The sequence below is a fragment of the Kitasatospora aureofaciens genome (assembly GCF_001188955.3).
Taxonomy (GTDB): domain Bacteria; phylum Actinomycetota; class Actinomycetes; order Streptomycetales; family Streptomycetaceae; genus Kitasatospora; species Kitasatospora aureofaciens.
On sequence record NZ_JPRF03000054.1, the window covers coordinates 52,659 to 77,630 of the forward strand.

At 73.7% G+C, this 24,972-nt stretch carries 24 protein-coding genes; 10 read left to right on the top strand and 14 right to left on the bottom strand.

Going from position 1 to position 24,972, the window contains the following annotated elements; translation table 11 throughout:
* Positions 1 to 103 precede the first annotated feature (103 nt).
* On the top strand, positions 104 to 1,534 hold the full coding sequence (locus tag HS99_RS30260) for a cation:dicarboxylate symporter family transporter (protein ID WP_046386260.1): 1,431 nt from the start codon (positions 104 to 106) through the stop codon (positions 1,532 to 1,534).
* Between the two features lie 143 nt (positions 1,535 to 1,677).
* Here the strand turns inward: HS99_RS30260 and HS99_RS30265 are convergent, their stop codons facing one another.
* On the bottom strand, positions 1,678 to 2,643 hold the full coding sequence (locus tag HS99_RS30265; RefSeq protein WP_030283132.1) for a hypothetical protein: 966 nt from the start codon (positions 2,641 to 2,643) through the stop codon (positions 1,678 to 1,680).
* Between the two features lie 131 nt (positions 2,644 to 2,774).
* Positions 2,775 to 3,368, bottom strand: a complete 594-nt coding sequence (locus HS99_RS30270; RefSeq protein WP_078867264.1) for an RNA polymerase sigma factor — start codon at positions 3,366 to 3,368, stop codon at positions 2,775 to 2,777.
* 242 nt (positions 3,369 to 3,610) lie between these two features.
* On the opposite strand from HS99_RS30270, the gene HS99_RS30275 reads away from it, so the two are divergent.
* A complete protein-coding gene (locus HS99_RS30275) occupies positions 3,611 to 3,982 on the top strand; it encodes a hypothetical protein (RefSeq protein ID WP_030283134.1) in 372 nt (123 codons plus the stop codon).
* A 137-nt stretch (positions 3,983 to 4,119) separates the two neighbouring features.
* Here HS99_RS30275 and HS99_RS30280 read toward each other — a convergent pair whose 3' ends face one another.
* The 7 genes from HS99_RS30280 to HS99_RS30310 form a co-directional block, all read right to left on the bottom strand.
* On the bottom strand, positions 4,120 to 4,749 hold the full coding sequence (locus tag HS99_RS30280) for a GTP-binding protein (protein ID WP_078867265.1): 630 nt from the start codon (positions 4,747 to 4,749) through the stop codon (positions 4,120 to 4,122).
* Positions 4,730 to 5,077 carry a DUF742 domain-containing protein gene (locus HS99_RS30285; RefSeq protein ID WP_046386261.1) on the bottom strand — a complete coding sequence of 116 codons (348 nt, stop codon included), beginning with the start codon at positions 5,075 to 5,077 and terminating at the stop codon, positions 4,730 to 4,732. Before HS99_RS30285 ends, HS99_RS30280 begins: the two co-directional genes overlap by 20 nt.
* A gap of 161 nt (positions 5,078 to 5,238) precedes the next feature.
* Positions 5,239 to 5,649, bottom strand: coding sequence for a roadblock/LC7 domain-containing protein (locus HS99_RS30290; protein WP_030283140.1), 411 nt, complete (start codon positions 5,647 to 5,649; stop codon positions 5,239 to 5,241).
* Complete coding sequence (locus tag HS99_RS30295) at positions 5,646 to 8,549, bottom strand: sensor histidine kinase (RefSeq protein WP_078958669.1); 2,904 nt, start codon at positions 8,547 to 8,549, stop codon at positions 5,646 to 5,648. Before HS99_RS30295 ends, HS99_RS30290 begins: the two co-directional genes overlap by 4 nt.
* Positions 8,550 to 8,666: 117 nt before the next feature.
* The gene (locus HS99_RS30300; protein ID WP_078867267.1) at positions 8,667 to 9,560 is read right to left on the bottom strand and encodes an MHYT domain-containing protein; all 894 of its coding nucleotides are present in this window, start codon (positions 9,558 to 9,560) and stop codon (positions 8,667 to 8,669) included.
* A gap of 363 nt (positions 9,561 to 9,923) precedes the next feature.
* Complete coding sequence (locus HS99_RS30305; RefSeq protein WP_030552269.1) at positions 9,924 to 11,288, bottom strand: cytochrome P450; 1,365 nt, start codon at positions 11,286 to 11,288, stop codon at positions 9,924 to 9,926.
* An 84-nt stretch (positions 11,289 to 11,372) separates the two neighbouring features.
* Entirely contained in the window at positions 11,373 to 12,440 is a 1,068-nt protein-coding gene (locus tag HS99_RS30310; RefSeq protein WP_030552271.1) for an RNA ligase (ATP), read from the bottom strand.
* Between the two features lie 439 nt (positions 12,441 to 12,879).
* On the opposite strand from HS99_RS30310, the gene modA reads away from it, so the two are divergent.
* Genes modA through HS99_RS30325 form a run of 3 tightly spaced genes read left to right on the top strand, consistent with a single transcriptional unit; the run spans position 12,880 to position 15,877 of the window.
* On the top strand, positions 12,880 to 13,743 hold the full coding sequence (gene modA / locus HS99_RS30315) for a molybdate ABC transporter substrate-binding protein (RefSeq protein WP_030283152.1): 864 nt from the start codon (positions 12,880 to 12,882) through the stop codon (positions 13,741 to 13,743).
* A complete protein-coding gene (locus tag HS99_RS30320) occupies positions 13,740 to 14,687 on the top strand; it encodes an ABC transporter permease (RefSeq protein WP_078938849.1) in 948 nt (315 codons plus the stop codon). Before modA ends, HS99_RS30320 begins: the two co-directional genes overlap by 4 nt.
* Positions 14,688 to 14,704: 17 nt before the next feature.
* Entirely contained in the window at positions 14,705 to 15,877 is a 1,173-nt protein-coding gene (locus tag HS99_RS30325; protein WP_078938850.1) for an ABC transporter ATP-binding protein, read from the top strand.
* An 82-nt stretch (positions 15,878 to 15,959) separates the two neighbouring features.
* Here HS99_RS30325 and HS99_RS30330 read toward each other — a convergent pair whose 3' ends face one another.
* Both HS99_RS30330 and HS99_RS30335 read right to left on the bottom strand, forming a co-directional pair.
* Entirely contained in the window at positions 15,960 to 16,622 is a 663-nt protein-coding gene (locus tag HS99_RS30330) for a response regulator transcription factor (protein WP_030283158.1), read from the bottom strand.
* A gap of 44 nt (positions 16,623 to 16,666) precedes the next feature.
* Positions 16,667 to 17,908 (bottom strand): sensor histidine kinase, encoded by a 1,242-nt coding sequence (locus tag HS99_RS30335; protein ID WP_030552278.1) that lies wholly within the window; start codon positions 17,906 to 17,908, stop codon positions 16,667 to 16,669.
* Between the two features lie 217 nt (positions 17,909 to 18,125).
* Between HS99_RS30335 and HS99_RS30340 the strand changes: the two genes are divergently transcribed.
* From HS99_RS30340 to HS99_RS30350, 3 genes are read left to right on the top strand one after another with little or no spacing between them, the layout of a single operon-like run.
* Complete coding sequence (locus HS99_RS30340) at positions 18,126 to 19,043, top strand: ABC transporter ATP-binding protein (protein ID WP_030552280.1); 918 nt, start codon at positions 18,126 to 18,128, stop codon at positions 19,041 to 19,043.
* Positions 19,040 to 19,780 carry an ABC transporter permease gene (locus HS99_RS45375; RefSeq protein ID WP_050366462.1) on the top strand — a complete coding sequence of 247 codons (741 nt, stop codon included), beginning with the start codon at positions 19,040 to 19,042 and terminating at the stop codon, positions 19,778 to 19,780. Before HS99_RS30340 ends, HS99_RS45375 begins: the two co-directional genes overlap by 4 nt.
* Before the next feature lie 23 nt (positions 19,781 to 19,803).
* Positions 19,804 to 20,550, top strand: a complete 747-nt coding sequence (locus tag HS99_RS30350) for an ABC-2 transporter permease family protein (RefSeq protein WP_050366463.1) — start codon at positions 19,804 to 19,806, stop codon at positions 20,548 to 20,550.
* A 159-nt stretch (positions 20,551 to 20,709) separates the two neighbouring features.
* Here HS99_RS30350 and HS99_RS30355 read toward each other — a convergent pair whose 3' ends face one another.
* The 3 genes from HS99_RS30355 to HS99_RS30365 form a co-directional block, all read right to left on the bottom strand.
* Positions 20,710 to 21,438: an aminoacyl-tRNA hydrolase gene (locus tag HS99_RS30355; protein ID WP_030283165.1), complete on the bottom strand. Its 729-nt coding sequence runs from the start codon at positions 21,436 to 21,438 to the stop codon at positions 20,710 to 20,712.
* Positions 21,439 to 21,570: 132 nt separating this feature from the next.
* A complete protein-coding gene (locus HS99_RS30360; RefSeq protein WP_094742887.1) occupies positions 21,571 to 22,035 on the bottom strand; it encodes a hypothetical protein in 465 nt (154 codons plus the stop codon).
* Positions 22,036 to 22,187: 152 nt separating this feature from the next.
* Positions 22,188 to 23,117: a hypothetical protein gene (locus HS99_RS30365; RefSeq protein ID WP_030280352.1), complete on the bottom strand. Its 930-nt coding sequence runs from the start codon at positions 23,115 to 23,117 to the stop codon at positions 22,188 to 22,190.
* Between the two features lie 124 nt (positions 23,118 to 23,241).
* Between HS99_RS30365 and HS99_RS30370 the strand changes: the two genes are divergently transcribed.
* Entirely contained in the window at positions 23,242 to 23,613 is a 372-nt protein-coding gene (locus HS99_RS30370) for a YbjQ family protein (RefSeq protein WP_030280351.1), read from the top strand.
* Between the two features lie 184 nt (positions 23,614 to 23,797).
* Positions 23,798 to 24,961, top strand: coding sequence for an NAD(P)-binding domain-containing protein (locus HS99_RS30375; RefSeq protein WP_232790662.1), 1,164 nt, complete (start codon positions 23,798 to 23,800; stop codon positions 24,959 to 24,961).
* Positions 24,962 to 24,972 lie beyond the last annotated feature (11 nt).

Below are 24,972 nucleotides of genomic sequence, written 5' to 3' on the forward strand. Positions count from 1 at the left end.
TGAACTCTATGAACGCAAACGTGACCTCCGTCACGCCCGAAGCCCATAGTCGGAGCGGCCCACCACCCGGGGCCGCCAGGACTGCAGGGCGAAGGAGCCGCAGATGACGACCACCGAGACCGCCACGGCGGGGGGACCCAGACGCAAGGACCGGACCCACTACCTCTATCTGGCGGTGATCGCCGCGGTGGTCGCAGGCGTGGTGGTCGGGCTGGCCGCCCCCGGCTTCGCCGTGGAGCTGAAGCCGATCGGCACCGGGTTCGTCAATCTGATCAAGATGATGATCAGCCCGGTGATCTTCTGCACCATCGTGCTGGGCATCGGCTCGGTCACCAAGGCCGCGAAGGTCGGCAAGGTCGGCGGCCTGGCCATCGGCTACTTCCTCGTCATGTCGACCATCGCACTGGCCATCGGCATGGTCGTCGGCAACCTGCTGGAGCCCGGCGGCGGCCTGCACCTGACCGCCGCGCTCGCCAAGTCCGGCCACGCCCAGGCAGCCGCCGGCGGCGCCCAGTCGACCACCGACTTCCTGCTCGGGATGATCCCCGACACCCTGTTCTCGGCCCTCACCCAGGGCAAGGTGCTGCAGACCCTGCTGGTCGCACTGCTGGCCGGCTTCGCACTGCAGGCGATGGGCCCGGTCGGCGCCCCGGTGCTGCGCGGGGTCGAGCACCTCCAGCGGCTGGTCTTCCGGATCATGTCGATGATCATGTGGGTGGCGCCGGTCGGCGCCTTCGGGGCGATGGCCGCGGTGGTCGGGGCGACCGGCGTCGACGCACTGAAGAGCCTCGCCGTGATCATGATCGGCTTCTACGTGACCTGCGTACTCTTCGTCGTCGTGGTGCTCGGCGCACTGCTGCGCCTGGTCGCCGGGGTCAACGTGTTCGCGCTGCTCAAGTACCTCGGGCGCGAGTTCCTGCTGATCCTCTCGACCTCCTCCTCCGAGAGCGCGCTGCCCCGCCTGATCGCCAAGATGGAACACCTCGGCGTCAGCCGCCCGGTCGTCGGCATCACCGTGCCGACCGGCTACAGCTTCAACCTGGACGGCACCGCGATCTACCTCACCATGTCCTCGATCTTCATCTCCGAGGCGATGGACAAGCCGATGTCGATCGGCGAGCAGCTCTCGCTGCTGGTGTTCATGGTGATCGCGAGCAAGGGCGCGGCCGGGGTCACCGGCGCCGGGCTGGCCACCCTCGCGGGCGGACTGCAGTCGCACAAGCCTGCGCTGGTGGACGGGGTCGGCCTGATCGTCGGCATCGACCGCTTCATGTCGGAGGCCCGGGCGCTCACCAACTTCGCGGGCAACGCCGTCGCGACCGTGCTGATCGGGCACTGGACCGGCGAACTGGACGCCGAACGGGCCGGCCGGGTGCTGAACGGCGAGCTGCCGTTCGACGAGCTGACGCTGGTCGACGCCCACGGCCCCGCCCGCCCCGGACCGGAAAGCGACCCCGCACCGGGAGCCGATCCCGCGCCGGGAGCCGACCCGGCACCTGAGGCCGTCCCGGCCGCAGCGACGACCGCCGGCTGAGCGACCCCTTCCCGCACTCCCTCGGTCCGGCGCCTGTCACCAACCCCGGAAACGGCGCCGGGCCGGGGGTTCCCGTTCAACCAGGGGAGTCCTGGGCCGGAATTCCCCGCTCGGCCCAGGACTCCCGTCCGCCCGACCGCTGTTCACAGCTCCTGCGAGCCGCTGACCGCCCAGGCCACCCCACTGGCCGGATCCTCCAGCGCCACGTGCAGATGGTGCAGCCCGGCGGCAGGCTCCTGCCAGGTGAAGCAGCGCATCCGGGCCACCAGGGCGTCCACCTCGGAGCGGTCCGGAACGTTCGCGCCGGCCATCGCGCCCAGCGCGCGCCACAGGCGCATCCGCCCGTGCGCGCAACCGTGCGTCCGGCCCACCGCGGCGGCCTGCACCAGGGCGGGATAGACCAGCGCGAACGGCAGGAAGCCGCCGAGCACCCGTCGCCCCCGGGCCAGCACGGCGGCCGCCTGCGGGGCCGGGCCGCGGACGCAGACCACCTCCGCCCAGGGCACCAGCGCGGCCAGCTCGGCCAGGCCCCGGGTGACCCGCTGCCGGCCCGGCCGGGCCGCCGCCTTCGGCAGTTCGACCTCGCCCAGGCCCTCCCGGCTGGCCGGCAGGGTCAGCACCGCGCTGCGCGCTCCGCCGCCCGGCAGGTACTCGCGCACCCGCGAGGCCTCGCCCCAGCCCGCCTTCTCCCAGGGCTCCAGACTCAGCGGCACGCCGTCGGGATCGGGCTCGGCCCCGTACGAGAGGTCCTCGCCGAGCAGCACCCGGGTGTGGGCGACCAGGCGGCGCACCGGCGCCGGCCCGAGCAGCGGCGCCAGCCGCAGCCAGGAGTGGCGGGTCGCCAGCACCTCCCAGAGCGGACCGGCGTCGTGGTCGTCCACCCCGGCGACCGTTCCCTCACCACCGTCCGCGTCGAACAGTCGGACGGCCAGTTCGGGCGGCGCCGCATAGGCGATCAGGTGGCCGAGCGGCGCGGTCAGGGCCACCGCGGCCTGCTCCCCGGCCTGCACGACGGCGGCCGCCCGGCCCTGCCGGTAGGCGGCGAGCAGCTCGGGCCAGCGGCCGTCCTCGGCCAAGGCGCGGAGGCTGTGGTCCTCGTACGCGATCACGATTTTCAGCGTACGGGCCGGGGTCGCGCATCAGCCGACTTGCCGTCGGCTCGGTGCGTCGGGGCTCGACCTCCGGCGGTAGCCGGTCGCCGGTAGCTGGTCTCCGGTCTCCGCTAGCTGGGCTCCGGTCGTCAGGGGTCGTGCCGTCGCTCGCGCTCCAGGACGGCGCGCAGTCGGCCGTGGGCACGGCGGCGGGTGACGGCCAGGGTGCTGCGGTGCAGGCCGAGCAGCTCGGCGGCCTCGTCGACGGAGTAGCCGTCGAGATCCACCAGCACCACGGCGCGGGCCTGCTTGACGGTGAGGAAGCCGAGCAGCCGGACCACCTCCCAGCGCGCCTGGAGCTCGGCCGTCCCGCCGTGCGGCGGATCGAGCGCGGCGCGGCCGCGCTCCACCGCCTCGGCCAGCTCGGGCACCTCGGGCAGCGCCACCCGGCGGCGCTCGCGGCGCCACTGGTCGCGCAGGATGTTCGTCATCGTGGTGAACACGTAGGCGTACGGCTGCGGGTGACTGAGGAAGCGCTCGGGGCGGCGGGCGATCCGCACGTACGCGTCGTGGACGATGTCGCCGGCCGCGAGCGGGCTGCCGGTGAGCATCGCAGCCGCCTGCTGGAGTCTGGGCAGCAAGGCCGTGAACATCCGGTTGAAATCGGTGGACTGGGCTTCTGTCGGCTCCGGACCGAAGTCCTTCCGCCGCTCGCCCGCAGACCGTCCGCTGCATTCCGCCATGCCGTTCTCCCCGGAAATCGGCATTCCGAACGCCCAGTTGGGGCTGGCCCCAGCCCCAACCGGACATAGTGTGACACAGATCACATCATAGGTCGTCCTCTTACTCTGCGCAGTCATTCGTGTGCAATTCGTCAACGGCGGGGCGGGAGGCGGGAATTCACCCTCCGTCGACCACACCGCCCCGGCCGGGGCCACCGGGGGGCATTCCACCCGATGGGAACCGTCGAGCGAGGAGAACCGCCATGCGAGGCTGTATCACCAGGAAGATCGCCACGTTCGGGATGGCCGCCGCGGCCGCCCTGGGCATGCTCGGGACCGCCACCCTGCCGGCCGCCGCGGCGCCGGCAGACGACCAGACCATCACCCCGAGCGCGGCGGCGGCCTCGCCCCACGTCGCCGCCGCGCCCTACCACTGCGTCATCACGGCCAACTACGGTTGGCGCTGGGAGGGATACTGCAACGTCTACTCCGGCCAGCTGCGCACGATCACCTACTGCGCCAACGGCAGCTACACCGTCGGACTGTGGATCGGCGCCCGGCCGGACGCGTGGGCGGTCTGGGGCAACTGCCCCGGGTCGACCTGGACGAAGATCGTGTTCCAGTGGCACAGCTGAGCGGGTAACGCCCGCGGCGCCGCGGGAACGGCGGCGAACAGATGACAGCTGACAGATTTCGAAATCCGTCATCTGTCAGCTGTCATCTGTCATCCGTTTCTGTCCTCCGTCGCATGCCCTCCGTCGTGTGTCCTCTGTCAGACCTCCGCCAGCAGCCGGGCCGCGTGCACCCGACCGGCGTGCTCGACCAGGCTGATCAGCACCTCCTTGCCGGAGGCGCGCTGCCGGGCGTCGCAGAGCACCACCGGCGTACCGGGGTCCAGGTCCAGCGCGCGGGCGACCTCCTCCGGGCCGTACTCGCTCGTCCCGGCGAAACGGTTCACCGCGACGACGAACGGGATGCTGCGGTGCTCGAAGAAGTCGACGGCCGGAAAGCAGTCGGTCAGTCGGCGGGTGTCCGCAAGCACCACCGCCCCGAGCGCGCCCTGCGCCAGCTCGTCCCAGAGGAACCAGAACCGGTCCTGGCCCGGGGTGCCGAACAGGTAGAGGGCCAGTCCCTCGCGGATGGTGATGCGGCCGAAGTCCATGGCCACCGTGGTGGTGGTCTTGCGCTCCACTCCGTCCAGGTCGTCCACCTCGCGCCCGGCCTCGGTCAGCCGTTCCTCGGTGCGCAGCGGGCGGATCTCGCTGACGGCGCCGACCAACGTCGTCTTGCCGACCCCGAACCCGCCCGCCACGAGGATCTTGAGCGCGAGCACGGAGTCGGCCGGATCCACCGGATCGGACGGCCAGCGGTCGGACGGGTGGTCAGAGTGCACGGAGCCCATGGAGGACCTCCTGGAGGATGCGCTCGTCGGGGAGCAGGGCGGGCGGGACGGGGCGGCTGACCCGGATGAGCCCGGCCGCCAGCAGGTCGCCGAGCAGCACCCGCACGACCCCCACCGGCAGGTCGAGGTCGGCGGCCAGTTCGGCCACGGACAGCGGCGTGCCCCGGCACAGGCCGAGGATGCGCGCCTGTTCAGGGCCGACCGGCGGCTCGGGCGCGTCCGGAGAGAGCTCCGGGTCCGGCAGCTCGGACACGACCACGGCGATCAGGTCGAACTGCTGCTCACCGGCACCGGTCCGCCCCCCGGTCACGGCGTACGGGCGGACCAGCGGCCCGGCCTCGTCGTCGTACCAGCGGGCCCGGTGAGCGGCGGCGAGCGGGTTCCGGGGCGGTCGGCCGGGATCGGCCCGCGGATGCTCCGGATGTCGCTGGTGGTACGGATGGAACGGGGGCTCCGACCGGTACGGGCGGTCCGGATGGGACACCGTCCTCACCCGCCGTGCACCGTACGGGGCGGGGCGCTCAGGTGCTCGCCGACCCGGCGGACGAGTCTGGCCATCTCGTAGGCGATCAGCCCGAGATCGGCCCGGGCGGTGGCGAACACGGCCAGGCAGGTACCCTCCCCGGCCGCCGCGACCAGCAGGTAGCCCCCTTCCAACTCGACCAGTGTCTGGCGGACTTCACCGGCGCCGAAGTGCCGACCGGCGCCCTTGGCGAGGCTGTGGAAGCCGGAGGCGACGGCGGCCAGGTGCTCGCCGTCCTCACGTTCCAGACCGGCCGAGGTGCCCATGGCCAGGCCGTCGGCGGAGAGCATCACGGCGAAGCGGACCTCGGGGGCGCGCTGGGCCAACTCGTCGAGGAGCCAGTTCAGTTCCCCCGTGCGGTGGGTGGTGCCGATCACGGCTGGTCTCCTTCGGGTCGGGCGTCGGGTCGGAAATCGGGTCGGACACCGGATCGGTGGTCGAATCGGTGGACGAGTGGGTCGTCGGGTCGGTGGTCAGGGCGGTGGTCGAATCGGTCGCCCGGTCCGCCGGAGGGGCCCCCGTCGAACCGCCGGTCGGGCCGCAGGCCGCGCGCCCACCCGCTCTGGAAGGCGGACAACGCGGCCCGCGCCGCCTCCGGGCTGCGGGTCGCGGGCCCCGCGCCGGCCCGGCCGGAGGCGGTACGACGGCTGCGCGGGGCGGCTTCGGCCGGGGCCTCCCTCAGCTGCGGCACGAGACTCGCCTGGCGCACCCGCCGCGGCAACTCCTCAGGGGCGTCTGCAGATTGCCGCTCGCCGGGCGGTGCCGCGGTTGCCGTGCGGTACGGCGGCGGCGAACCGGGCTGCGGACGCGAGGTGGCACCCGGGCCCCCGTCCGCAGCCGGTCCGGCCGTCCGGGCGCCCGAGGCCCGGACGGGGGTGCGGCGCACCGGCCCGGGGTCGCCGCCCCGGGTGCCGAAGGGCAGCAGCGCCCCGCCCTCCGGCGACGGCCCACCCGCCGCCGGAAGCTCGATCTCCGTCACTCCGCCGGCCGGGAAGGCCGGGGCCGGTCCGGACTGAGGCCACGCCGCGGGTCCCGGAACCGGCGTCGGCCCCGGCGTCGGAGCGGGAGCCGGAGTCGGAGCCGGAGCCGGAACCGGCGCTGCGGCCGGGGTCGGAGCCGGACCCGGGGTCGGGGCAGAAGCCGAGGTCAGAGCCGGAGCCGGAGCCGCAGCCGCGGCCCCGGCAGGCTCGTCCGGCACGTAGGAGGCGTCCAACTCCGCTGGCAGTTCGAAGCCTTGCCCCTGCCCCTCCCGCCCGTCGGCCAGCAGTTCGGTGGGCAGCAGGACCACCGCGGTGGTGCCGCCGTACGCGGAGGTCACCAGCGAGACCCGCACGTCGTGCCGCCTGGCCAGCCGGCTGACCACGAACAGGCCGAGCCGGTCGCTGTCGAACAGGTCGGTCTGCTCGGCGGCGGCAATCCGCCGGTTGGCGGCGGCGAGCGCGGCCGGGCCCATCCCGAGGCCGCGGTCCTCGATCTCCAGCGCGTAGCCGTTGCCGACCTGTTCACCGCGGATGTGCACCCGGGTGTGCGGCGGGGAGAACCCGGTGGCGTTCTCGACCAGTTCGGCCACCAGGTGGGTCAGGTCGGCGACGGCGTGGCCGACGACGGCGGCGCGCGGCAGCGGGTGCACCTCGACCCGGGCGTACTCCTCGACCTCCGAAACGGCCGCCCGCACCACGTCCACCAGTGGGACGGGCCGGCGCCAGGCCCGGCCGGGCGCGGCGCCGGAGAGGATGATCAGGCCCTCGGCGTGGCGACGCATGCGGGTGGTGAGGTGGTCCAGCCGGAACAGGTCGGCCAGCTCGGACGGGTCCTCGGTCCGCCTCTCCATGGTGTCCAGCAGGGTGAGCTGGCGGTGCACCAGGACCTGGCTTCGGCGCGCGAGGTTGACGAACACCCCGGACACCCCGGACAGCACCTCGGCCCGTTCCACCGCCGCCGTGACGGCCGCCCGCTGCACGGTGCCGAGCGCCCGGTGCACCTGGCCGATCTCGTCGTCGCGACCCACCGGCCGAGGCGCCTCGGCCTCGATGTCCACCTCCTCCCCGGCGCGCAACTTCCGGAAGGTGGCAGGAAGTTTGCGGCCCGCCAGGTCGAGCGCCGCGTTGCGCAGGCCGGTCAGCTCGGTGACCAGGCCGCGGCCGATCTGCACCGAGATCACCAGTGAGGCGACCACTCCGAGCAGACCGAGCAGCACGGCCATCCCGGCCGGAGTGAACAGGCCCAGTGCATAGGGGTTCTGGCGCTCGGCGGCGATCCGTCCGGCCCGGTCCTCTACGCCGCGCAGCCCGTCGGTGACGTTCCCGGCCACCACCGCCCACCGGTCCGCCGGGACCGCGGCGACGGCGGCCCGGCCGTCGGCGGCGGTACGGACCTTCTCCTCGTAGCCGACCAGCTCTCGGTGGTCCGGCCCGGCGGTCAGGGCGAGCAGTGCGTCCCGATCGGCGGATCCCAGGTCGGCGACCGCACCCTGCTCGAACTCACGCCGGGCGAACGCCACACCGGAGAACTCGCGCAGCTGGTCGTCGCCGAGCCCGCCGGAGAGCTGGGCGGAGCGCAGCAACGCGTCCTCCCGGGCCAGGAGTTCACGGGAGCGGGCCAGGTCCGGCAGCACCCGGGTGTCGGCACCGGCCCCACCGTCCTGCAGCGGCGCGACGGCACCGGACACGGCCAGCGCCCGGTCCACCGCCTCGCTGTACGCCGCGTACGCCTCGGGCCAGCCGACGCTCCGGGCGAGCACCCTGCCGCGCAGCCCGGGCAGGGCGGCGAGGGATTCGCCGAGGGCGTCCAGCCGGGCGGCGGCGTCGGCGCCCAGACCCTGGGCGTCGGCACGGTTGTAGCCCTCGCCGGGGTGGCGCGGGTCGGGGAACAGCGGGGCGAGCGCCCGGTCGGTGGCGGCCGCGGCCTCGCGCAGGGCACTCTCCCGGCCTGCGGCGGGCACGGTCCCCGGGACGAGACCCGGCCCGGCCAGCAGCTGCCCGGCGGCCGCACGCTCGGCCTGCAGGTCGGCGACCGTGTCCGCGACGGGCGTGAGCAGGGTGCGCTGGGCGTCGCGGAGACGCAGCAGATCCCAGACGCCCTGGGCCGTGGTGACGGTGGCGAAGCCCCAGAGGGCGATGACGGAGACGACCGGCACCATCAGCAGGGCGATGATCCGGGCGCGGACGGTCCGAGGACGCAGCCCGCGCAACCAGGGGCCGGGGCGCGGTGGACGGGCGGGCGGTCCGGCATGGGCACCCCGGCGGGCGCCGGGGGCGGTACCGCGGTCTTCTCGCATGGGTGTGGGGCCTTTCGGGCAGGGGCGTGGGGGCGTGGGTAGAAGACGGGGTTCGGGCTGGCCGGGCCGACAGGCAGCACGGGGCCCATGCGGCGCAGGGCTCAGGCGGCGCAGGGCTCAGGCGGCGCGGTCGTGGCCGTACGGGTCCGGTCCGTACGGGTGCTGTCCGTACGAGTCGAGGCCGTGCGGGTCGGCGGGCGCCGCGCCCGGGAGGTCGGCCTCCGGACCGACGGCCGGGACGGGGAACTCCTCGACGGCCAGTTCCCCCGCCGCCGGGCCACCGGCCCGCTCCTGGGCGGTCGGGGAGAGCGCGACGAAGGCGGAGGCGAGGAAGAGGAACGAGCCGAGGCCGACGGCGAGCGGGAAGACGAACTCCATCGGACTGACCCCGTCGAGGTCGGTACGAGCGGGATCCAGCTGGACGTGGACGGCGGCCATTCCGATGTAGTGCATGCAGCTGACGGCGAGCCCCATGCCCAGCGAGGCGGCGGCGGCCGCGTACACGTTGCGGATGGTGACGGCGGCCCAGAGTGCGGCGGTGGCAGCGCCGACCGCGACCAGCACGGACAGCGCGACCGTTCCCGCGTCGTAGCGCAGCCCACCGTGCATGCGGACGGCGGCCATGCCCAGGTAGTGCATCGCGGCGACGCCGACACCGGTGGTGACTCCGCCGCCCAGCAGGGCGAGGCCGCGGTGCCGGCCGTAGCAGACCACGGTCAGGCCCAGGCCGGTGACCAGCACCGCGACCAGCAGGCTCACGACGGTCAGCGGCACGCTGTAGCGGAGCTCGGTGCCGTCGACGGCGAAGCCGAACATGGCGACGAAGTGCATGGTCCAGATGCCGCAGCCGATCGCGGCGGCGGCGGTGAGCAGCCAGTTCCGACGGGTGGCGCCGGTGGCGGCCAGGCCGCGCAGGGTGCAGCGCAGACCGAGGGCGGCGCCGGCACAGGCCATCGCGTACGAGAGGACGGGTGTCAGCCACCCGAAACTGAAGTGGTTGAGGGTGCCCATGGGACCTCCGGTCGACCGGTCGGGCCCGGGGCGGTCAGCGGTGCGCCCGGGCACCCCGGTCGGGCGGACTGCATGCGGCAGGCATATGCGTGGCGCATGTGCGCTTCCGACCTGGGGTGCGTGGGACGCTATCGAGCGACTGGAATCGCCCAGACGAAGATCTGAAAAGCTGCACACGCAGCCGGGGCGATGTGTTCGAATGGCCCGGTCGTGTGCCCGGGGAGCCGGTCGTCCGCCGGCGAACGGCGAACAACGAACAGATGACAGATGACAGATGACAGATTTCGAACTCTGTCATCTGTTAGCTGTCATCTGAAAGTTGAACGCGGAACCCCGGACGCTGAAGCCCGCAGTCCCCCTCCGTCACCCCACCGGCGAAACCCGCACCCGCATCGCGCTCGCCGCCCGGAGGGTGATCCCCTGCGCGAGCGCGACCCGCCGGTCCACCACCTCCACCTCGAAGTCCCGCAGCAGTACCCCGAGGGTCAGCACCGACTCCAGCATCGAGAAGTGCTGCCCGATGCACGCCCGCGGCCCGCCCCCGAACGGGAACCAGGCGTACCGGTGGCGCGCCTTCTCGGCCTCCGGCAGGAACCGGTCCGGGTCGAAGCGCTCCGGCTCCGCCCAGTGGTCCGGGTGCCGGTGGGTCACCAGCGGCGCCACCACGAGCTGCGCCCCCGCCGGGATGACGTACCCGTCGATGACCGTCTCCTCGACCGCCCGCCGCCCGACCAGCGACGCCGCCGGGAAGAGCCGCATCGCCTCCTTGAGCACCCGGGTGATGTAGGGCAGCCGCTCCAGGTCCGCCGCCGTCGGCGCCCGCCCGGCCAGGACGGTCCGCGCCTCCTCCTGGGCGAGCTTGCGCTGCTCCGGGTGCTTGGCCAGCAGGTGCAGCGCGAAGGCCAGCGAGGTGGCCGTGGTCTCGTGCCCGGCGAGCAGGAACACCAGGACCTGATCCCGGAGTTCGGCCGGATCCAGCCGCTCGCCGTCCTCGCCGCGCGCCCGCCCGAGCAGGGTCAGCAGGTCGTCCGCGTCCTCGTCGCCGCCCCCGCGCGCGGCCCGCTCGGCGATGATCCGGTCGCACACCTCGTACAGCGCCCGCTGCGCCGCGAGGCCGCGCCGGTTGCCCGGCGTCGGCCAGGTCCGCGGGAGGCGGACCGGCGCGAAGCCGCGTTCCATGATGTACTCGCCGACCGCCGGGAAGCTGCGGTTCACCACCTCCACCGCTTCCTCCACGTCGGCCCCGAAGAGGATCCGCGCGACCGCGCGCAGCGCGAACCGCGACATCTCCTCCGCCGCGTCCACGACCCCGTCCGGCACCGCCCGCCAGCGCTCGGCGAGCGCCTGCGCCTCCTGCGCGAGCGCGTCCGCGTACCCGTCCACCCGGCGCCGGGTGAACAGCGGCTGGATGAGCCGTCGCTGGCGCTGGTAGACCTCGTCCTGGCTGGTCAGCAGCCCGTTGCCGACGCTGGTCCGCAGCTCGTCGTAGAAGTTGTTCTCCTTGCGGAAGTTCGCCACCTCGCTGCCCAGCACCTGGTGGACGCCCTCCGGCGAGAACACCCCGTAGAACTCGACGCGCAGCCCGGGCGGCCCGGCCAGGAAGCGCACCACGTCCCCGTGGTCGCGCCGGGCCGCGAGGTAGGTGCGCAGCGGACGGCGGGTGAGGTCGAAGAGCGAACCGACCAGGGGGTTCCCGGCCGGTCCGGGTACGGCGGCTGCGGTGGCCATCGGCACTCCTTCTGGACTTCCTCGGCGCTGGCTGCGCGTGGTGACCCCCAACCTTACTGACGGGTATTCAGCCGAGGAAGCCGCTCACTCGTACTCGGTGCCGCCCTTGCGGGTCAGGTAGGCGTCGCTGACCGCCTTGGCGATCGCCCGTCCGCCGAGCAGCGGACTCCAGCGCTCCACCACAGGCCGGACCACCACGCCCTCGCGCAGGTGGAGTTCGCGCCCGGAGTAAGTCTCCCTGCCCTGCGCGTACGCCAGCACCGTGCTGGCGTCGAACGGCCCGCGCCACAGTTCGGGCACCAACGGCAGCTCGCCCTCGAGCAGTTCGGCGGCCGGCAGCCAGCTCAGCTGCCCGTCCACCACGGCCGACACGTCGAACGCGGCGTACCCGGGGCGATCGGTAAGCGCGGAGGCGCCGTACGTGAGGTCCTGCACGCCCTCGCCGAACACCTCGCCGAAGATGCCGACCCGCTCGGCGCCCAGCCGTTCGGCCAGCCGGGCCGCCACCGCCGGGAGGTCGTACGCGCGCACGGCTCGCCAGTACAGGTTGCGCTCGTCCTCGACCAGGGCCAGGCCCTGCGCGCCGATCCCCTTGGAGGAGACCTTCACCTCGCCGGTGGCGGCGGTGTAGGTGACCAGGCAGCAGCTGCCGTGCAGCTTCTCGGTCAGCACCACGGGCTCACCGGGCTCGAAGACGTCGGGGTGGCGCTTGAGGTTCTCGATGTCCACCCAGGGCAGCAGGTCCGGCGCGCTGACCACCTCGCCGCTCATCGAAGTCGGCACCGGCGGCTGCCACTTGACGATCCCGAGCAGCTCGGCGAAGTCCTCGCCCCGCTCGGCGGCACCGGCCAGGTCGGTGCCGGTGAGCGCGGCAGGCCGGCACACGATGCCCTGCGACAGCTCTCCGCGCAGCCGCACCGCCTTCACCCGGTTCGCCGCCCCGCCGGCCAGCTTGCCGGTCAGTCCGAGCTCGTCGATCAACCCGTCCGGGAGGACGGCCTGTTCGGGGATGTAGACGGCGTGGTCACCGGTCCGGTACACGCCCTTCGCGACCACCGCCCGGTAGAGGCCGACCTGTGCCAGCTCCAGGGCATCGGCGTTCGGGTGCTCCAGGATGACCAGACTCTCGGCGGTGACTCTCAGCGTGGACATGGACGGACTCCTCCCCGTGGATCCGTGTGGATCGACCGTTGGGCCCGGGCGGCCGACGGTCGGCTCCACCTGCGGGTTGCCCCCACTCTGGCCTCTCCCCCTGCCCGGGTGCGACGGATTTTCCGGCGGTCCACGGCCGCGCCCTCTCGCACCTCTCCTCGCACCACCCGCGACACCGATCCCAGCGCCGCCCCCACCACCGGCCCCAGCGCCCGATCCCACCACCGCCCCAGCACGACCCCCAGCGGTCCGCACCGGAACCGTCCGTGCACGTTTGAGCCTTCGCACAGCGGCTCCGAGGCTCCCGCCGCACCCCGCCTGTGCAAAGCGACAGAGGATTTAGTGCTCGCATCTGCGGCACTATGATCGCTGTAATGGCCGCACCTGCGGCCACGCCTTCGCGCCCCCGTCCGGCGCGAACCCTGGAGGGGAAGCACCGATGAGCACCCGCACCACCGCCACCCGCAGACTCGCCGTCGCCACCGCGGCGGCGCTCGCCCTCGGCGTCGGGGTCACCGCCTGCGGCAGCAACGGCGGCAAGTCCTCCGGCTCCGCCTCCTCCGTCTCCTCCGCAGCTACCGCCGCCACCGCGAGCGGCGACGGCGGCACCGGGAACGCGCCGAAGGCCAAGGGCGCGATCACCGTGTTCGCCGCCGCCTCGCTCAAGGAGACCTTCACCGACCTCGGCAAGAAGTTCGAGGCCGCGAACCCGGGTACCAAGGTCACCTTCAACTTCGGCGGCAGCTCCGCCCTGGCCACCAGCATCAACTCCGGTGCCCCGGCGGACGTGTTCGCCGCCGCCAGCCCGGCCACCATGAAGACCGTCACCGACGGGGGCGGTGCGAGTGGCTCGCCGAAGACCTTCGTCAAGAACACCCTCACCATCGCCGTGCCCAAGGGCAACCCCAAGCACATCGCGGGCCTGAAGGACCTCACCGGCTCCGGCGTGAAGGTCGCGCTGTGCGCGAAGGAGGTGCCCTGCGGCGCCGCCGCCCTCACCGCGCTGAAGGCCGCAGGCCTCGACCTCACCCCGGTCACCCTGGAGCAGGACGTCAAGGGAGCGCTGACCAAGGTCGAGCTCGGCGAGGTCGACGCCTCCCTGGTGTACAGGACCGATGTACGGGCCGATGCTGCGAAGATCGACGGCGTGGACTTCCCCGAGGCCGACAAGGCCGTCAACGACTACCCGATCGCCGCCCTCGCCAAGGCGCCGAACAAGGACGGCGCCGCCGCCTTCGTCGCCTACATCCAGTCGCCCGAGGCCAAGCAGGTGCTGACCGCGGCGGGCTTCCAGGCGCCGTGAAGGACCGCACCACCGCACGCGGCCGGAGCCGCACCACCGGCCCCGGCCGGGACGGTGTCGCCGGGGCCGGCCCGGACGGGGCCAACGAGGCGTCGGCCGGACCCGCGACGGCCCCACCGCGCCGCAGGGGCACGCGTCTCCGGGGCACACGCCGCCACCCGGGCTCGCAGCGCGTCCCGGTCACGCTGTTGCTCCCGGCACTGCTCGGCCTGGCGTTCCTGGTCCTCCCGCTGATCGGGCTCCTGGTCCGGGCGCCGTGGAGCGGGCTGTCCGAACAGCTCACCAGCAGCGCCGTCTGGGACGCCCTGCGGCTGTCACTGATCTGCGCGACGGCCGCCACCGGGGTCTCACTGGTCCTCGGCGTCCCGCTGGCCTGGCTGCTCGCCCGTACCGAACTGCCCGGCCGTCGGCTGATCCGGGCACTGGTCACCCTGCCGCTGGTGCTGCCGCCGGTGGTGGGCGGTGTGGCACTGCTGCTGGTGCTCGGGCGGCGCGGGATCGTCGGCTCCTGGCTGGACTCGGCCTTCGGCATCACCCTGCCCTTCACCACCACCGGGGTGGTGATCGCCGAGACCTTCGTGGCGATGCCCTTCCTGGTGATCAGCGTCGAGGGCGCACTGCGGGCCGCCGACCCCCGGTTCGAGGAGGCCGCCGCGACCCTGGGCGCCTCCCGGCTGACCGCGTTCCGCCGGGTCACCCTGCCGATGATCGCCCCGGGGATCGCCGCAGGGGCCGTCCTCGCCTGGGCCCGGGCGCTCGGCGAGTTCGGCGCGACGATCACCTTCGCGGGCAACTTCCCGGGCCGTACCCAGACCATGCCGCTGGCCGTCTACCTCGCCATGGAGTCCGACCCGGAGGCCGCGATCGCGCTGTCGCTGGTCCTGCTGGTGGTCTCCGTCGCCGTCCTCGTCGGGCTGCGCGACCGCTGGATGTCGACCCCGTGACCGAGGATGCCGAGCCGATGAACTCCCCGCACCGCACGAGCCCCACCACCCCGGACACCACCACCCCGGGCACCACAACCCCGGACACGGCCCCGGGCGGCACACCCCCCGCCGTCACGGCCGCTGCCACCGCCGGTGCCGCCCTCGACGCCCGCCTCCGGGTCGACCGCGCCGCCTTCGCGCTCGACCTGGCGCTCGCCGCCGCCCCCGGCGAGGTGGTGGCGCTGCTCGGCCCGAACGGCGCCGGGAAGTCCACCGCCCTGCGCGCCCTGGCCGGCCTGCTCCCGCTCACCGGCGGCCACCTCAGGCTGGACGGCCGAGTCCTGGAGGACCCGGCCCGGCGCCTGCACACCCCCGCCGAACAGCGGCCGGTCGGCGTGGTTTTCCAGGACTACCTGCTCTTCCCGCACCTCAGCGCGCTCGACAACGTCGCCTTCGGCCCGCGCTGCCAGGGCCGCCCCAGGCGCGAGGCCAGGGCCGAGGCGGCGGCGTGGCTGGAACGGATGGGCCTGGCCGAGTACGCCTCGGTGCGCCCCGGCCGGCTCTCCGGCGGCCAGGCCCAGCGGGTGGCACTCGCCCGGGCCCTGGCCGTCCGCCCCCGGCTGCTCCTGCTGGACGAGCCGCTGGCCGCCCTGGACGCCCGCACCCGGCTCGACGTACGGGCCCAACTGCGCCGTCATCTGGCCGATTTCGAGGCCGTGGCGGTGCTGGTGACGCACGACCCGCTGGACGCGATGGTGCTGGCCGACCGGCTGGTGGTGATCGAGGACGGCCACGAGGTGCAGTCCGGCAGCCCGGCGGAGGTCGCCCGCCGGCCGCGCACGGACTACATCGCCCGCCTGGTCGGCCTCAACCTGTACCGGGGCCGGGCCGAGGGCACCCGGGTCACCCTGCCGGACGGGACAGTCCTGACCACCGCCGAGGAGCTGTCCGGCCCGGCGTTCGTCGCCTTCCCGCCCTCCGCCGTCACCCTGTACCGGGAGCGGCCGCAGTCCAGCGCCCGCAACCTGTGGCAGGCCGAGGTCACCGGCCTGGACCTGCACGGCGACCAGGTGCGCGCCGAACTCTCCGGCGCCCTCCCGATGGCCGCCGACCTCACCCCGGCCGCCGTCGCCGAACTGGGACTGGCACCGGGCACGGCGGTCTGGGCCTCGGTCAAGGCCACCCAAACCCACGCCTACCCGGCCTGACGACCGGGCCTGCCACAGCAGCCACCCGCACCGCCCGATGTGCCGGGAACGTCCGACCGATGGCCCTACTGCTCCAGCGGCCCTACTCCTCCGACGGCCCGACGAACCCCGACTCGTACGCGGCGATCACCGCCTGGGTGCGGTCCCGCGCGCCGAGCTTCGCCAGCACACTGCTGACGTGCGTCTTCACCGTCTGCACGCCGAGGACCAGTTGCTCGGCGATCTCCCCGTTGTTGAGCCCGCGCGCCATCAGCCGCAGCACCTCGGCCTCGCGGCCGGTCAGGGCCGCCCGGTCCAGGGCCGCGCGGGCAGCGGGGTTGCCGTGCCCGGCGGCGAGGCGGCGGATCGCGGACGGGAACAGCAACGACTCGCCGGCCGCCGCCAGCCGTACGGCGTGGGCGATCTCGGCCGGGCGGGAGCGCTTGAGCAGGAAGCCGTCGGCGCCCGCGCGCAGCGCCTGGTAGACGTAGTCGTCGTTCTCGAAGGTGGTGACGACCAGGATCCGCGGCGGCCGCTCCCCCGGCGCGCCGGGGCGCAGCAGTTCGCGGGTGGCGGCCAGGCCGTCCAGGACGGGCATCCGGACGTCCATCAGCACCACGTGCGGGCGCAGGGCGCGGGCCAGGGCCACCGCCTGCGCGCCGTCGGCCGCCTCGCCGACCACCCGCAGATCGCCCTGGGCCTCCAGGACGGCCCGCATCCCGGCGCGGACCAGTTCCTCGTCGTCGGCGAGCAGGATGTCGGTCACGCCCGTGCCTCCTGCGGTCCGGCCGCCGTCTGCAAGATCATTCGTCACGAGCCCAAGCGTAGGGGCAGCCGGACGTCGAGCACCCACTCCCCGCCGCCCTCGGCGGACGGTCCGGGGGATTCGGCCGGTCCGGCCGAGGCCGCGCCGCCGAGCAGCACGGCTCGCTCGCGGATGCCGCGGAGCCCCTTGCCGCCCTTGCGGCCGGCACCGGCCCGACCCGGCGCCGCCACCAGGCGGTTGGCGCACCGCAGTTCCAACTGCCCTTCGCGGACGGCGACCTGGACGTCGACCGGCTGGCCGGGCGCGTACTTGAGCGCGTTGGTGACGCCCTCCTGGACGATCCGGTAGGACTCGCGCGAGAGCACCCCGGGCAGCGCTCCGGCTGGCACCTCGATGTTCGCCTCGACCGGGCAGCCGGCGGCGCGGGCGGTGTCGAACAACGCGGGCAGCTGGTCGATGCCGGGCTGCTCGGTCGCCGCCCCGCTCCCCGAGGTCCTGCCCGCCGAGGTACCGCCCGCCGAAGGGCCGCCCGCGGGGGTCTCGCGCAGCAGGACCAGGGTGCGTTCGAGGTCCTCCATCGCCTGCCGCCCGGTCTCCTCGATCACCTCCAGCGCCTTGGCGGCGAAGGCCGGGTCGGCGATCTCGCGTGCCGCTCCGGCCTGGAGGACCGTCACCGTCAGTGCGTGGCCGATGGAGTCGTGCAGCTCGCGGGCCAACCGGTTCCGCTCCAGCAGCCGTTCGGCCCGCAGCTCCGCCTCCGCCAACCGATCCGCCGGGGATGGCCCCAGAAGCCTTACCGCCATGGCGAGTTGGAGACGGCCTGCCCAGACCACCAGCCAGCCGTAGCCGAGCGCCAACACCGGGACGAGCGGAAGGTACCGCAGGGCGCGCGGACCGGTCAACAGGTCGAAGACCGGCGTGAGGCCGAAGACCGTCGCGAAGCCGACCGTCGAACCGAGCACCACCCGCCCGATCAACCAGCCCGCCGTACGACGCCGGTCAGCCCAGGTGCCGGAGGGCTCGACGCCGATGTCCTCCTCGCGGTCGGGCACCAGCAGCAGCCGTGCCTGCACGCCCTCCGCGCGGCGCGCAGCCGGAATGAGGGCGACCAGCGCTAGCAGCACGACGTCCAGCGAGACGGCGTTCGTCAGGATCTCGCCGAGGCCCTTCCGGTACGTCCCCGGGTAGATCATCAGGATGACGCCCGCGAAGATCCACCCGACCAGCAGGTGCAGCAGCCGGGCGTAGTTGGCACCGGCCACCAGCGGCGCGAGGATCGTGGTCACTCGGCCCCGGATCCGGAACGCGGTCATTCTTGGCACCGCTCCATCCTGCCAGCTCTGCGGGCCGCTCCGGCTCCCCCGCCGGATCGTCGTCGTCTCCCTCCCGGGAGGGAGACCGGTCCCCGCTGTGGCGGGATCCGCCCACCCGGTCCCTTCCGGTCGAATGGAACCAGCGTCCGGAGCACGGACGGCGACCAGCTACCAGGAGGGGAAGGCGGCCGTGATCGAGATCCAGGGTCTGACCAAGGAGTACGACGGCCGGCGGGTCGTCGACGCCCTGTCGTTCGAGGTCCGGCCCGGCGTGGTGACCGGCTTCCTCGGCCCGAACGGCGCCGGGAAGAGCACCACCATGCGGTTGGTCCTCGGCCTGGACCGCCCCACCGCCGGGCAGGCCCTGGTCAACGGCCGCCCGTACGCCCAACTCACCGAGCCCCTACGGCAGGTGGGCGCACTACTGGACGCCCACGCCCTGCACGGCGGACGGACGGCCCAGGGCCACCTGCGCTGGCTCGCCGCGAGCAACGGCCTGCCCGCGCGACGGGTCGGCGAGGTGCTCGCCCAGGTCGGGCTGGCGGACGTCGCCGGGCGGCGGATCAGGGGCTTCTCACTCGGGATGCGCCAGCGCCTCGGAGTGGCCGCCGCACTGCTCGGCGACCCGCCGGTGCTGCTGCTGGACGAACCGGTCAACGGCCTGGACCCGGAGGGCATCCGCTGGATCCGCACCCTGCTGCGCGAACTGGCCACCGAGGGACGGGCGGTGCTGGTCTCCTCCCACCTGATGACCGAAATGGCCCTCACCGCCGACCACTTGGTGGTGATCGGCCGCGGCCGGCTGCTCGCCGACGCCGCCACCTCAGAGTTCATCGACCGCCACGGCCGTACCAGGGTCCGGGTCCGGGCGGTGGACGCCGCCAAGTTGGCCGCACTGCTCGGCGGGCCCGGTCACGGCCTCGACGCCGTCGAGGCCGAGGGTGGCGCCTGGGAGGTGACCGGCGCCGAACCCGAGCGGATCGCCGCACTGGCCGCCGCGAACGGCGTGGTGCTGTACGAGATCGCGGTCCAACAGGACTCCCTGGAGGAGGCGTTCATGCGGATGACGGCGGACAGCGTCGAGTACCGGGCCGAGGCCGCCGCATGAGCGCCGTGCCGCAGGCCTTCCGTGCCGAGCGGATCAAGCTCACCACCCTCCGCTCGCTCTGGGTCACGCCGCTGCTCTCCGTACTGCTCACCGTCGGGGCCACCGCGGCCGTAGGCGCGGCACTCGGCGACAAGGACCGCAACCTCACCGACGATCCCGGCGTCGGCGTCTTCTACGGGCTCAACTTCGGCCAGGCCGCCATGGTCGCCTTCGGAGTCCTGCTGATCGGGCAGGAGTTCAACACCCGGATGATCGACGTCTCCCGAACCGCCGTCCCCCGGCTCGGCCGACTGTACGGCGCCAAGCTGGCGTTGGCCGCCCTGATCGGCCTCGGCGCGGGCGCGGTCGGCACCGCGGGCGCCTACGCCGGGTACGCGGCCACCGTCCCCGCCGACTGGCACGGCCCGGCCTTCGCCCGCGCGGCCACCGCCGGGGTGCTGTACCCGGCGTTCCTGGTGGTGTTCTGCCTCGGGGTGACCGCGCTGTTCGGCAACCTCACCGCCGCCATGGGCCTGTTGACCCCGACCGTCTTCCTGCTGTCCCCGCTGCTCGGCGGTGTGCCCGGCCTGCGCGAGGTGTTCCAGTTCCTCCCCGACCGGGCCGGCCAGTACGCACTGCACTACGCCGACGACCCGCACCTCGTGTACGGGCACTGGACCGGACTGGCGATCATGGCGCTGTGGACGGCGCTGGCGGCGTACGGCGGACTGCGCGCGATGCAACGACGCACCAAGTGACCCTGAGCGAAGGAGAGATGGGCATGAGCCTCGGAAACGCGCTGCGCGCGGAACGGATCAAGTTCTCCACGCTGCCCTCGCAGTGGGCGGCACCGCTGACCGCCGTGGCGCTGACCGTCGGCGTCACCGCAGCCGTCAACGCGGCCTACGGAGCGAAGGACCACACTCCCGGCGAGGACCCGGCCGGAGGGATCTACTACGGCCTGCTGTTCGGACACGTCGCCGTGGCCTGCCTCGGGATCCTGCTGGTGGGGCAGGAGTTCAACACCCGGATGATCGGCACCTCGCTCACTGCCGTGCCCCGGCGCGGCCGACTGTACGGCGCCAAGGTCTCGCTCGGCGCCGGGCTGGGCCTGCTGGTGGGACTGGCCTCCACGGCCGGCTGCTTCCTCACCGTCGACGCCACCGTCGGCCTGGACTTCTCCACCCCCGGGCTGGCCCGCAGCTTCCTGGCCGGTGTGCTCTACCACCCGATGATGGTGCTGATCTGCCTCGGACTGACCGCCATGCTGGGCAACTTCAGCGTGGCGCTGGGCCTGCTCACTCCGATGGTGTTCCTCGGCACCACCTGGCTGGCGGCGATCCCCGGCGTCCGCGAGGTCGGCCAGTTCCTGCCCGACCGGGCCGGGCTGTACGCCATGCGCACCCAGACGGAGGCGGGTATCCACTACGGCCACTGGACGGGACTGCTGATCATGGCGCTCTGGACGGCCGCAGCGGTGTTCGGCGGCCTCCGGGCGATGCGGCGCTACCAGGCCTCGGGCGGGTAGCGGGCGGGGGCGTGGGCGGGACAGGCTGCTCGGCAACGGCGGGGCGCGGGGGAACAACGAACAACGAACAGCGGACAGATGACAGATTTCGAAATCTGTCATCTGTCCGCTGTGATCTGTTGGTTGTCAGCTGTCAGCCGTTACCCCGGCAGCCGGCCGTCACCGCAGCGCCGGGTGCTCCGCGATCACCGTGCAGCTGCCCGGCGCGATCTCCGTGAAGCCCGCGTCCTGGACCACCGGCAGCCCGCTGCGGACCAGGTCCTCCCACGCCTCCGGCGCAGCCGTGCGGACCGCGAGCGCGAAGCCCGACTCCGCCCACTCCTTGCGCTGCGCCCCGTCCAGCCGCCACCACGCGAGCTGCGCGGCGTGTCCGGTCTGGGCCATCGTCTTGCCCGCGCTCATCTCCACGTCCGGGTTGAGCCACAGCACCGGCAGCCCCGGCCCGGGCTCGCCGACCTCTGCGGTCTCCTCCAGGTCCGTCCCGGAGACCTGCAGCTTGGCCAGCTCCTTCGGCCAGCCGTCCAACGGGATCGGCGGGAACACCCGCACCTCCGCCTCCCGGCCCCGCACCGTGATGCCGGGCAGCTCCCCGGCCCGGCGCCACTCCCCGCCCCGGGCCCGTCGAACCACCTTGCGGATCCGGGCATCCTCCCAGGCCGCGACCCGCTCCGCCCACTCCCCGTCCACCTCGGTCACCCGGGAATCGGCGAGCAGCGTCAGCACCGCCCGTGCCGAGGTCTCCAGCGCGTCCGTCCGTCCCGGCGGCGTGGCCCGCTCCAGCCGGACGACCAGCGGCAGCACGTACTGGGGCAGCGCGTCGCGGTCCGCGGGGTCGGGTGCGTCGGTGGGGGCGGGAACGGCGGCCGGGGCATCGAACGGAGAAGTCACCCGTCCAGCATGCCAGCCCCGCCCCCACCGACCCGGCCCACCCCCGGCCACTCCGCCCCCACACTCCGCCCCCCACACACCACCGCCCGCATCACCGCCCCCACGCCGTCGCCCCACCCCGACGGCGGTAAATCAGCGCAGCCGCTGCCGCAGCTCGTCCACCGCCGCCCGGATCCCCGCGCTGTACGCGTCCACCGGCAGGGCGTCCAGGCTCCGCACCGCCCGTTCGAGCTGTTCGCGCGCGAGGTCGGGCTCTCCGAGCTTGAGGTGGTCGGAGGCCAGGTTGAGGTGCAGCGAGGGGTAGAACGCCCGCACCTGGAGGGCGGACTCGTACGTCGCGGCCCGCTCGGCGGTCAGCGAGTCGGCCGCCGCGAGGGCCCGACGGTCCCACTCCAACTCGGCCCGGGGGTCGTCCTGCAGGTCGGCCAGATAGTGCGCCAGGACGCAGCGGTGGAAGACGTCCCGTTCCCCCAGTTCCTCCCACAGGGCCTCGAAGCTGGCCCGCGCCTCGGCGGTCCGCCCGTGCTGCGCCGCCCGCACGCCCTCCAGGCCCAGCTCGATCCGACCCAGCGCCGGCTCGTCCGAACCGGGCTCCACCGAGTCCCCCGACCCCCTCGGCCCCCCTCCCGGCTGCGCGGACTCCCCCGCGGACATACCTCTCACACCAGACACATCGGACATGTCCGCAGCCTAACCGCCCGCCCACCACCCCGCCCGGACTTCGGGGCGCAGGAGGGCCCGACGCCCGTTCAGCGCCGGTATCCGCGCTGCGGGTCCCGTTCCTCCGCGTCCTCGTACATCAGGAACCACCCCTCGGGGTGCGTGGCCGCCAGCAGCAGTTCGGTGCGCTGCTCCGCGCCGAGTTCCGGGTCCCCGTCGTCGGGCCCGTACACGCCGAACAGTTCGTCGTGGCAGCCGTCCCAGTCGTAGTCGTAGAGGTCGGCCGGCAGGTCGCCCATCATGTCGGCCACCGACTCGGGCTGGGAGCCGAGCAGCGTCCGGGCGTCCACCAGTGCCATCCGCAGCGCGATCTCCTCGGCGAGGCAGCGCGGCAGCGGCCACTCGCCGAGGGCGAGGTCGTCGGCCAGGTCGTCGAAGGCACGGGCCATCGCACGCCGCCAGCCCCGGTGGAGCCGCCAAGTGCGCTGGGGCAGCCGGGCGAAGACCGTCCAGTCCACGTCCTCGCCGTCGACGACCGGGTCGTCCCCGTGCTCGTCGAGGTCGTCGTAGGCGGCGTCGGCCAGGCCGAGCAGCTGGGCGTGCAGCAGGCAGGCGGTGCGCGGGGTGAGGGTCCAGTCCGCACCCGCGCCGCCATCCTCGTCCTCGCCGTCCAGCGGGAACAGTTCGGCGAAGTCCGGCGTGAAGTCCTCGGTGACGCTGATCTCCAGCGTGCCCCCGATCGCCTCGACGCCGGGGATCGCGGCGACCAGCCGGTCGGGGTGCAGCAGCGCGCCCAGCGCCGCGTTGGCGTCCTCGGCGACCTCGCGCAGCAGTTCGCGGCGCTGGCCGGCCGGGTCGATGCCCTCGAAGTCCAGTTCCTCGACAGCCCTGATCGCGGCCGCGCGCAACGCCGGCCAGTCGGTGATCCGCAGGCCCAGCACCACGGTCGCCTCGATCTCCGGCGCGCCGGAGTACTCCGCCGCGCCCGGCCCCTGCGGATGATCGCTTCGCTCGCCCATGGAGCTACGGTACGGCTTTTCCGCCGCCCGATCACCGGTCTGAACCAGCTTCCCGAGACCTTCTCGGCCAGCTCGCCGCCGCGCCTCTGTCACTCGGACGCACCACCCCGGCAGGATGGGCCCCATGGCTGACATCAACGAGTACGGCGGCGGGCAGAGCCCGAACGCCGACGTCCTGGTCGTGACCACCAACGACATCCCGGGTTTCCGGGTCGACCACGTGATCGGCGAGGTCTTCGGACTGACCGTCCGCAGCCGGCACATCGGCAGCCAGATCGGCGCCGGGCTGAAGTCCCTGATCGGCGGCGAGCTGCGCGGCCTGACGAAGACCCTGGTCGAGAGCCGCAACGAGGCGATGCAGCGGCTGGTCGAGCAGACCAAGGCGCGCGGCGGCAACGCCGTCCTGATGATGCGCTTCGACGTGACCGAGGCGGCGGACGCCGGCACCGAGGTGTGTGCGTACGGCACCGCCGCGGTGATCTCCCCGATCGGCTGAGGCTCCGCCCGTGGCGGCAACGCGGCGCCGGTGGTGCGCTTCGACCTGGCCTGGGCGGCGGACGTCGGCACCGGGGCCCGCCCGTCACGGGGAACAGCCACCCGGTCCCCGATGTTTCGTGGGCGTGACTGTTTACGGTGCAACCAACCAGGCGGGCCGGCCGCGGCGTGTGGACGTCCTGGTCGTGGGCGCCGGACAAGCGGGACTGTCCGCCGCCTACCACCTCGGCCGTCGCGGCTTCGCCCCCTACCGGGAGCGCGTCGACGGCGGCTTCGTCGTCCTCGACGCCAACGCCACCCCCGGCGGCGCCTGGGCGCACCGCTCGCCGTCACTGCGGATGGCCACCGTGCACGGCTTCCACGACCTCCCGGACGCCGAGCTCCCCGCGCCCGACCCCGAGGCCCGCGCGCGCGAGGTGGTGCCGGGGTACTTCACGGCGTACGAGGCCCGGCACGCGCTCCCGGTCGTACGCCCGGTCGCGGTTCGCACCGTACGCGCCGAGTCCGAGCGCCCCGATTCCCGGCTGCTGGTCGAGACCGACCACGGCACCTGGTCCACCCGGGCGCTGATCAACGCCACCGGCACCTGGACCCGCCCCTTCCTCCCCCACTACCCGGGGCACTTCGCGGGCCGCCAGCTGCACTACGCCGAGTACCGCGGCCCCGAGGAGTTCGCCGGGAAGCGCGTCCTGGTGGTGGGCGGCGGCGCCTCGGCGATCCAGGTCCTGTCGGAGGTGGCGGCAGTCGGCGAGACGATCTGGGTCACCCGCTCCGAACCCGTCTACCGCGAGGGCCCGTTCACCCCCGAGTACGGTCGCGCGGTGGTCGCCAAGGTCGAGGAGCGGGTCCGTCGGGGGCTGCCGGTGCGCAGCGTGGTGAGCGTGACCGGCCTCGGCCCCTCCATGGCCTACCGCCGGGCGCAGGAACTGGGCGCGCTGCACCGCCGGCCGATGTTCGACCGGCTCACCGAGCACGGGGTGGCCTGGGGCGACGAGGAGTCGGCGGTGGACGCGATCGTCTGGGCGACCGGCTTCCGCCCCGAGGTCGGCCACCTCGCTCCGCTCGGCCTGCGCTCCCCCGGCGGCGGCATCGCACTCACCGGCACCCGCGCCGCCGCCGACCCGCGCGTCCACCTGGTCGGCTACGGCCCGTCCGCCAGCACCATCGGCGCCAACCGGGCCGGCCGCGCCGCCGTCAACGACCTGGTCAAGCTGCTCGGGGACCCGGCGACGGAGACCGCGACGACGGGTCCCACCGCGATCGAACCGACCGCCACCGGGCCCACGGCGACCGGGCCCACGGGGACGGGGACCGCGGCCGAAAGCGCCGCGATCCCCGTCCCCGTCTGAACCGCGGAAGG